The sequence below is a fragment of the Frankia sp. CeCAU1 genome (assembly GCF_977971845.1).
Map to the genome: position 1 here is coordinate 1 of NZ_CDWWXA010000165.1, position 8,732 is coordinate 8,732.

General features: G+C 70.1%; 9 protein-coding genes. 6 read left to right on the plus strand and 3 right to left on the minus strand.

All coding sequences use genetic code 11. The annotated features are described in order from the left end of the window. Nucleotides 1-84: 84 nt before the first annotated feature. The 3 genes from AC08OO_RS20635 to AC08OO_RS20645 all read left to right on the plus strand — a co-directional run bounded on the left by AC08OO_RS20635 (nt 85) and on the right by AC08OO_RS20645 (nt 2,713). On the plus strand, nt 85-1,503 hold the full coding sequence (locus AC08OO_RS20635; RefSeq protein WP_476611379.1) for a helix-turn-helix domain-containing protein: 1,419 nt from the start codon (nt 85-87) through the stop codon (nt 1,501-1,503). Nucleotides 1,504-1,997: 494 nt separating this feature from the next. Next, on the plus strand, nt 1,998-2,318 hold the full coding sequence (locus tag AC08OO_RS20640; RefSeq protein WP_476611381.1) for a hypothetical protein: 321 nt from the start codon (nt 1,998-2,000) through the stop codon (nt 2,316-2,318). After that, complete coding sequence (locus AC08OO_RS20645; RefSeq protein WP_476611382.1) at nt 2,315-2,713, plus strand: hypothetical protein; 399 nt, start codon at nt 2,315-2,317, stop codon at nt 2,711-2,713. Before AC08OO_RS20640 ends, AC08OO_RS20645 begins: the two co-directional genes overlap by 4 nt. 264 nt (nt 2,714-2,977) lie before the next feature. On the opposite strand, the gene AC08OO_RS20650 is transcribed toward AC08OO_RS20645, so the two are convergent. Beyond that, nucleotides 2,978-3,541: a hypothetical protein gene (locus tag AC08OO_RS20650; protein ID WP_476611383.1), complete on the minus strand. Its 564-nt coding sequence runs from the start codon at nt 3,539-3,541 to the stop codon at nt 2,978-2,980. A 653-nt stretch (nt 3,542-4,194) separates the two neighbouring features. Here AC08OO_RS20650 and AC08OO_RS20655 point away from each other — a divergent pair. Continuing rightward, nucleotides 4,195-4,470: a hypothetical protein gene (locus AC08OO_RS20655; RefSeq protein ID WP_476611384.1), complete on the plus strand. Its 276-nt coding sequence runs from the start codon at nt 4,195-4,197 to the stop codon at nt 4,468-4,470. 141 nt (nt 4,471-4,611) lie between these two features. Continuing rightward, entirely contained in the window at nt 4,612-5,553 is a 942-nt protein-coding gene (locus AC08OO_RS20660; protein WP_476611385.1) for an HAD-IIA family hydrolase, read from the plus strand. Nucleotides 5,554-5,588: 35 nt separating this feature from the next. On the opposite strand, the gene AC08OO_RS20665 is transcribed toward AC08OO_RS20660, so the two are convergent. Continuing rightward, nucleotides 5,589-7,037 carry a hypothetical protein gene (locus AC08OO_RS20665; protein ID WP_476611386.1) on the minus strand — a complete coding sequence of 483 codons (1,449 nt, stop codon included), beginning with the start codon at nt 7,035-7,037 and terminating at the stop codon, nt 5,589-5,591. A gap of 311 nt (nt 7,038-7,348) precedes the next feature. Between AC08OO_RS20665 and AC08OO_RS20670 the strand changes: the two genes are divergently transcribed. Continuing rightward, complete coding sequence (locus AC08OO_RS20670) at nt 7,349-8,035, plus strand: adenylate kinase family protein (protein WP_476608419.1); 687 nt, start codon at nt 7,349-7,351, stop codon at nt 8,033-8,035. Between the two features lie 25 nt (nt 8,036-8,060). On the opposite strand, the gene AC08OO_RS20675 is transcribed toward AC08OO_RS20670, so the two are convergent. Further along, a partial coding sequence (locus tag AC08OO_RS20675) for a hypothetical protein (RefSeq protein WP_476618937.1) occupies nt 8,061-8,732 on the minus strand: 672 nt, incomplete at its 5' end.

Below are 8,732 nucleotides of genomic sequence, written 5' to 3' on the forward strand. Positions count from 1 at the left end.
GGGCAGTGAGCAACATCCAGACGTGGTGGGGCGCAACAAGTCGAACGCGCGGGACTTGTTGCGCCCTGGCCGACGGGGAGAGCCTTGGACAAAGCCGCCGATGTGCTACCCGAGATGGTGGAGCTCCGCGCCCTGCTCCTCCGCCTGATAGCCAAGCAGGACAACATCAGCCGCAACCAACTCGCCGCGGCGACCACGTACAGCCGTCAGCAGGTGTCCAGGGCGGTCGCTGGCCAGCAGGTACCGTCACCTGGTCTGGCCAGCGAACTAGATCGAGTGCTCTACGCCAACGGCGCGATCATCGTTGGCAGGGAACAGGCGTTTCGCACGCGCCGATCCCGGCCAGCCCGAGCGCGGCAGGCTGCGCGGGATGTCACACACCGGCCGCCCACTGGACTAGCGGGCCGGCTGGCGCTCACAGTGGGCATCGGGGAACCGACGGAGGAGGTGAGTCCAGCGGACAGAAGGCAAACCCTCCGCGCAGCGGGCGCGCTCGCACTCGGCCCGGTCGCGGCAGAGATCTCCCGGCGTATCGCCGCCGCCGACCCGGACCCCCTCAGCGTAGACCAAGCCGAGGCGCAAATTTCCCAGCTCGCGTCGGCATATCGGGTCACTCCCCACGCTGATCTCCTTGCCCTGCTTGGTCCGCAGTGGGAAGCGATCGAACAAGTACTTGACCGACGGGTATCCGCGCCGGTCCGGGCCCGGTTAACGCTCGTCGCCGGCCAGTACGCCTTCTACCTGGGGACGCTAGCGTTCGACATGGGCGACGACGACGCGGCGCGCGGCATGCTCCGCCTTGCCGGCCAGCACGCCGCGGAGATGCGGAACCTACTCCCAGCCCACAGCCCTCGCCGATCCGACGTCCTGCTCCTGGAGGGCTCAGTCGCGGCGATCCGCAGTTCGGTCGCATACTTCAACCGCGCATACGGGGAGGCAGCGGATATCGCCGGGCAAGCCAGACTCGGGGCGCACCCCTACACCCGGCCTATCCTCGCTGGCTGCGAGGCGCGCGCCGCCGTACTCGCTCATCAGCCTGACATTGCCCGCGCGGCCCTCGCGGACATGCAGGGGCACGTGTGGGACGGCCCGATCATGCCCGGCCCCAATCCGGGGCACGCACCGTTCGCCCACCCGTTTCTCGCCGGAACGCTCGCATCCCTCGGCGACGGCAAGGCTGCTGAGCCGCATGCCCGCACTGGGCTGGACCTGGAACTGGCCAGCGGACCGGACCATTACGTGCAGATCGCGGGACATCACAACACGTTGGCACGGACCCTCCTCTATCGCGCCGACCCCGATCCGACAGCCGCAGCGGCATCGGCTCGCGACGCGCTCGACGTGCTCGACGGGCGGCCTACGCGTGGCGTGATCCAGCGATCAGGCGAGATGTGGCGGGAAATGCACCACCGGTGGCCGAAGATCGCAGCCGTTCAGGATCTTGGAGAGGTTATCGATCATTCTCGGCGGGCGTTGGAAGCAAAGCCACCGGCATCAGCGTGAACCGCCTGTCGGTTACGGATCCGGCACGTTTGCTACCTGCCCGCATCTGCCGGGCTACCCTCCCGGATGAGCTGACGGCGAAGATGGAGGGAGGATGGGCTTCGGGCGGAACGCGGACAAGCGGGGCAGTAGTAGCGGGCAGGTGGGCAATCCCGCCGCTGAGCGGCACGAGGGCGAGGATTTCGATGGCGCCAGCATGATCCGGTGCCCGCGATGCGGCGGCTCTGGGAAGGTCCAGAAAAAGTGAGTGCAGGGGAAAGCTGCGGCGAGGAGGGGCCTACGGGCCCCCAACCCGAGGTGCACGCGCTGCTCCCGTCCTGCGGCGAGTGCCGGAGGGCGCGCGCGGAGCATCTGCGCCGGTCCGCGCGCGGGGCGCGGATGCGCGACGGGCTGCCCAGCCTGACTCTCCAGCCGCCGGTGACGCGCTGCCCGCATATCCCGGACGTGTGGGCGCCGGGATTCGGCCCGGGGTCGGAGCCGCCGGAGGGCTCCGGGTGGGAGACGCGGCCGGAGGGCCCGGTCTGACCCCCGCCTGGTTCAGCCAGCTTGTCCCCGGTGGGCGGATGGTCCTGCCGTTGCGCTGGCGCGGCCAGACCCGGGGTGTCGCTTTCGTCAAAGGCGGCGACAACGTGCTGCGCTCGGACGCGGTGTTCCTCTGCGGCTTCGTCCCGATGATTGGTCAGGACGTCGAACGCGTCGCCGCGCTCCACGAAAACCCGCTCGTCCAGATCCACTACGACGTCGACCAGGACATCGACCCGGACCACCTCACCGGCGTCTTCGCCACCCCCGGGTCGCAGCCTGGTCGGGCATGACCATCGGGCCGCAGGACCCGATCGACGGGATCTGGCTGCGTGCCACTGCCACCGACCCGGCCGTCTGCCGGATCAACGCCAGCCGTGGCGCGGTCGAGGCCGATCTGTGCGTCCCGCTGATCCCGAACCTGAGCCCCGCGCTGGTCGCCGGCTCCTCGCTTGCCCACCTCGCCAAGCGCCGCCTCGACGGCCCCGATCCGGTATACGAGATCGGCGCCCACGGCCACGGGGCTGACGGCCAGGCCCTCGCTGAACGCCTCTGCGATCACATCCGGACCTGGGACACCGACCGCAAGGCCAGCCCGACCCTCACCGCGATCTCGCTGACCGCCGACGCCGAGGTCCCGCCGACCGCGATCGTCAAGAAGGACTGCGCGATCACCGTCACCTTCTGACAGCCGAGGGTGCCGCGTGGCCGTACTTGCCCGAGCGCGGCCACGCGCGGCCCCGGCCGGACCCGCGTGGAGACGAGCGCCGATGACACTGCACGACGCGGACCGCTCGGGCGCGCCGCCGCCACTGCTGCCAGGCTCGCCAACTCGCTGGCGACCCCGCCCCCGACCGGGTTGCGTGGCCAGTCGCTCGCCGCTGGCGCCGCCGGCATCGCCGCGGTCCTCCATAGTCTCGCTACGCGGGCAATCGCGGCCGGCCGGGTGCGCTCAGCCGGTGGGAACGATCTGCGCCGGGGCCCCGATCTGGGCGACGATCATGGTCCAGTGCCCGTCACCGACGTTGAGGGCGTCGGTCGTGCGCTGCAGCAGCACCGGCGGCGGGACGGGCGTGCCGTCGAACAGGTTCCCGCACGCCGTGACCGCCCGGGCGTAGGCACCGGCGCCTTCGGTCCAGTTCCTGCTCACGCTCTCGACGGGCGGGAGGCCCAGCGGTCCGATGCGGTCGACGGCCCGCCCCAGGTCGGCGCAGGCCGGTTTCAGCGACATGCCGTCCGCCGCCTGAATGTCGGCCCGTACCGCGTTGACCGCCCGCACGACCTCCGAACGGACCTGGGCGGTGGTGGCGTACCAGGACGTGAGCCGGGCCCTGACGTCGGTAGTGGGCGGTGCCGCCGCACCGGCCCCGCCATCGGACCCGCCACCGGACCCGACGACGAGGAACACCACGACCACCGCCGCGACCCCGGCCACGGAAAGAACCGCCAGCCCGCGTCGACGTTCCTCCCTGGTCAGTTCCTCCCAGGTGCGGTAGTCGCTCCGGCGCCGGCTCACGGATCCCCCAGATAGCCAGATAGCAAGAAGTCAGCGACAAAGCAGACGCACAGCTCAATCCTGACGTTGCGTCGGGAGCGACTCCCGGCCGCGCCGGTGACGCGACGCCCGGCGTCCCACCTACCCGATTCAACCTCCCGCCGCGGCGCCGAGGCCCCGCGGGGGCACCGAAGAGGCCCCGCGGGGGGCACCATAAAGGGGCACACCGCGAGGGGCACCACAAAGGGGCGCCACCAAACGGGCTCTGCGGCCCTGCGGCTCTGCGGCGGTTATCCCGACCACCGCCGTAGCGATACGCCGGACCGGCGGTATGCGGGCGGTAGATGCGGCCGCGCGACCGAGAGCACGGGCAGCGGACAAAGTACCGGCCTGCGACATCACCCGAACGTCGGCGCGGGAAAATGCACCGTCTTCTCCTCCCTCCCAAGGGGATCCCCACGCGGGAACTTCGATTTTCGTCACACACCTCTGCGTTCCGCTCCCGGCCGGCTCGGCGATGTACTCACGGATGTACGAACGGGCCGCGCCCGGCCGTTGCCGGCGGAGGATCCTGGACCGACCCAGGTCAACCTCCGGCGTTTCGATGCGCAAAGCCGCGCGAAAGCGCCAAGATATCCCGGGTTCTTTACCACCCCGCGGCTCGGTGGATACCGGTGAGGGACGTTCGCGAAGGGGCACAGATGGACTATGTGATGGACTTGCCGGAGTCGGAGTGGGGGACACCCGCACCGGACCGGACGGGCAGCTGGGCGATCGTCGTTCTGGAGCAGGGGACCCGGCAGGTGCAGGGAGTCATCGGCCCGTTCCGGTCGCCCGGCCATGCGCAGGCCTACGCCTGCGACGGGGGATTCGCCGACTGGCTCATCGTCCCATCCCTGTATCTGATGTCGCCCACCGAACCGGAGATCGCCGCCATCGCGGTGCTGTGAGAAGGGATCACCCGAACCCGGTGAGCTGAGGTGAGGTGACCGAACCCGCCGGGTCGTCCGGGCCGGGTGGTCCCCATCATGGTGCCGAGTGGGGACCACCCGGCAGACGGCATCGAGCGCTGGCGGGGAGAATCGGGGGCCATGGCGGAACATCTGATCGAGAACTATCTCATCGACATGGACGGTGTTCTGGTCCATGAGGAGCATCCCATTCCGGGCGCGGATGCCTTTCTGGCCGGGATCGGCGAGGCAGGCCTGGGTTTTCTCGTGTTGACCAACAACTCGATCTACACGGCCCGCGACCTGTCCGCCCGGCTGGCTGGCGCGGGACTCACGATCCCGCCGGAGCGGATCTGGACCTCGGCCCTCGCCACCGCGCTCTTCCTACACACCCAACGCCCCCAGGGATCGGCGTACGTCGTCGGCGAAGCGGGCCTGACCACGGCGCTGCACGACATCGGCTACGTCCTCAGTGACCGGTCACCCGATTACGTCGTCCTCGGGGAAACCCGGACCTACAGCTTCGAGGCAATCACCAAAGCGGTACGGCTGGTGCGCGACGGCGCACGCTTCATCGCGACGAATCCCGATCCCACCGGTCCCTCGGTGGAGGGTCTCCTGCCCGCCACCGGGGCGGTCGCGGCGATGATCACCCGGGCGACCGGCGTCACACCCTACTTTGTCGGCAAGCCGAACCCGTTGATGATGCGCAGTGCGCTGAACACGCTGTCCGCGCACAGCGAGACCACCGTGGTGATCGGCGACCGGATGGACACCGACGTCGTCGCCGGCCTGGAGGCCGGAATGGACACCGTGCTGGTGCTGTCGGGCATCACGTCCATCACCGACGTCGACCGGTTCCCCTACCGGCCGACCGCCATCGTCGGCAGCATCGCCCAGTTGCCCGTCGGTCGGGATGTGCGGACGCTCGACAGCATGCCGACGGCCGCCGTCCGCCCGGCGCCAGCCGGGGCCTCCGATCGCACCGGGGTCCCCGATCGCACCGGGGCGCACGATCGCACCGGGGCGCACGGTCGGACCCCGGGACCGGTGCACACCTCGGGGTCCACCACACGTGGGTGAGGGGCCACCGCGGAATCAGGGAACCCCGGACGGGATCAGGAGCCGCCCTGCGAACGGCGGAACAGGGTCGCGGTCGGCGCGGCGGCGGTCAGGGTCACCTTCGTCGGCGTGAACAGGAACGACTGCTGGGGCAGGCCGTCCGGACCCAGCAGGAACGCCCGCTCGATCGAGTCGACCTGGATGCGCGCACCGGTGTCGGCACCCGCACCGACGACCCGGGTCGCCTGGATGGACGCGATGTCCTCCGCGACCGTCCCGGGTGGGAGTTCGACAGCCGTGGCGGCCGGCGCGTCCCGTTCGATGGACCAGGCAGGGTAGGTCTTGTTCGACCGGTAGGTCTCGGGGTTGCCGGCGAGCCGCACCCCGACCGACAGCCCGACCCAGGCGTCGGCGGTGTTCGGCGTGCCGACCGTGTTCTTCCGGACGATCAGGTACAGGTAGTTACGCGGGTCGCTGATCCGGGTGCGCGGGTCCGGGACCGGGGCGTCGGCGACCTTGCCCTCCCGGGCGACCTCCTGGGACATCACCCAGTAGGTCCACGGGTTGCGGTCCATCTCCCGCTCGGGGGCCTCGGCGTTCGGGTCGAGGGTGTCCGCGGCAGACAGGGCGAACCGCATCGGGCCGTCGGTGTTCTGGCACATGCTGTTGCTGCGCGTGCAGGTCCCGAGCAGCGGGTGCGTGCTCTCGTACCGGCCGGTGAACGGCTGCGACGTGTGCTCCGGCCCCTGGATCACGGCGCTGCCGGGGATGGCGTTGCCGGTGGCGTCGATCTCTACCTGGTAGGTCCACTCGATGTCGGTGGTCCGCCCCCAGAACGCCATCAGGGCCGGGGTCGGGGTGCCCTCGTCCTCGTTGCTCCACACCATCGAGTAGGTCAGCAGGCGATGACCGGCGATCGCGGTTGGCGCCTCGGAGTGGAAGGCGAGCAGTGGGGTGTCGGTGACGGCGTTCTGGAACGGCCCGCCGGCCATCGGGTCCGCGGCGGCGGCCGGCGCCGTCCGGCCGTAGATCACCGGGGCGTGCGCCAGTGCCTGGTAGCCGTTGTCCTGCGGCGTGACGGTGCGGAAGGTCAGATCGGTCAGGCGCGCCGTGGCGGCGTTGCGGGGCGACCGGTCCGCGGCGAACAGCGTCCGCAGGGTGTGCCTGCCGGCGGCCAGGTGACCCAGCGCGAGGCTACGCTTGATCGGGAAGGACGTGGGGATCACGAGATCGGTGGCGTAGGCGGTGTCGACGTAGAGCGACAGCACCGCGGACTCGCCGCCCGGGGAGCCCCAGGAGACCCCTGGGGCGGTGGTGGTGACGTCCAGGAGCACCTCGCCGTCGGCCTCGGTGCGGAAGGGGATCGACGAGTCCTGCCCCCGATTGAGGACGATCTCCGCGGGTGGAGCCGGTGCCTTGTCCCCGGAACCGCACGCCGTGAGCCCCACCGCCAGCACGGTGGCGGCCAGGCCGGCGCCGAGCGTCTGACGCAGTCCCCTTGACACCCGCGTTCCCTCCTAGAATCCGGGATCGCAGCCGCGGCCCGTTCCGCGCTCCCCCGATCCCCATACATCCTGACATCCTGCTCTTTACGGCATTGTCGGCGTGCATCGGTCCGGGTTGGGCTGCGGACAGCCCGCCGGTCGGCCGTGCGGGTGTCATGACGTACCCGCCACCGCTGGGCCGCGGAAACCCCTAGTGATCTCCATGGCGGATAACGTCGCGACGGAGAGGCCGGTGGGACAGCTGGGGGCGGGCCACCGAGGCGGCCGCGCGTCGGCCGGCCTCCGGGGCGGAGGAACGATCGGGAGTCGGCGTGCGCAAGTTCGTCATCATGGGCGTGCAGGGCAGCGGCAAGGGAACCCAGGCGACGATGATGGCCCGGGACTTCGACCTGGTCCACATCAACGTCGGCGACGTCTTCCGCTGGAACGTGCAGAACCACACCAAACTCGGTGCCCAGGTCAAACGCATCGTGGCGGCCGGTCACCTGGTCGGGGACGACCTCGTCGAGTCGGTGGTGCGCTCCCGGCTGGCCGAGCACGACTGGAACTACGGGTTCATCATCGACGGGTTCCCGCGCAACGCCCGGCAGGCCGAGTTCTTCCTGGAGAGCTACGACATCGACGGGGTCATCTACCTCGACCTCCCCGACGACGAGGTCTATCGGCGGGTGCTCGCCCGCCGGTTCTGCTCACGGTGCGGCCTGGACTACAACCTGATCGCCAGTAGGCCGCAGGTGCCGGACACCTGCGACGTGTGCGGAGCGCCGCTGCTGACCCGGGCCGACGACAACCCGCAGGCACTTGCCGTCCGCCTGCGGGAGTACCACGAGAAGACCCGACCGGTCATGGAGATCTTCCAGCGTAAGGAGTTCGTGGCCGTCGTGGACGCCCGGCACCCGCCGCGTGAGGTGCAGGCGGAGATCCGCCGGCATTTCGATCTTCCACAGCTCGATCGCTCGCAGCTCGATTTTCCGCAACGGCCGGTCGTGCCCGGGTGAGCCCGGCCGTGATCCCCCGGGGGGACTACCGCTTGGTGAACACCACGGCGACGCCGTCGGTATTGCCGATCCCCGCGGCCCCGATACTCCCGTTGACGCCGTGCCCGTTGAACTGGATGGCTCTGGCGACCCCCGGAATCCCCACATCCGTTGTGATCTTGTAGCCGGCGCCAGGCAGGGTCTGCCGGTAGAAGGTGGCCACCCGGTCGCTGGACACCCCGCCCAGCGTCACCGTCGACGTCTTCCCGGTGGTCGTACCGACCTTCACGGTGGCCCCGGGCGGCACCGGGAAATCGGGGGGGACATTCGTGCCACGCAGGGCATCCGCGCCGCTGACGGCGTCGATCCTTCCCACCCCCGGCAGCGAGGTCGGCAGCGCGGTGGGCAGCCCGCTCGGCAGCGAGGTCGGCAGGGTTGGTGTGCTGACGGAGGGCGGCACGCTGATGTCGTCGGACCCCCCGCAACCGGCGGTCAGCGCGACCATTCCCGCGAGGACCAGCCCCGGAAGCAGCGTCATGGTTCGGCCGGACCGGATCCCTCGGCGTGGTTCGTCGAGGGTGAGGTTCTCCCGCACGGCTGGTCCTCCCGCTCGGTCCGACCGGCGGAACGGGGGTCCCGCGGGCGGACGGTAGATCATCACTGTGGATCTGTCCAGGTGTCTGATTCCCGGATCTTTCGGATCCATGCCGTCGACCTT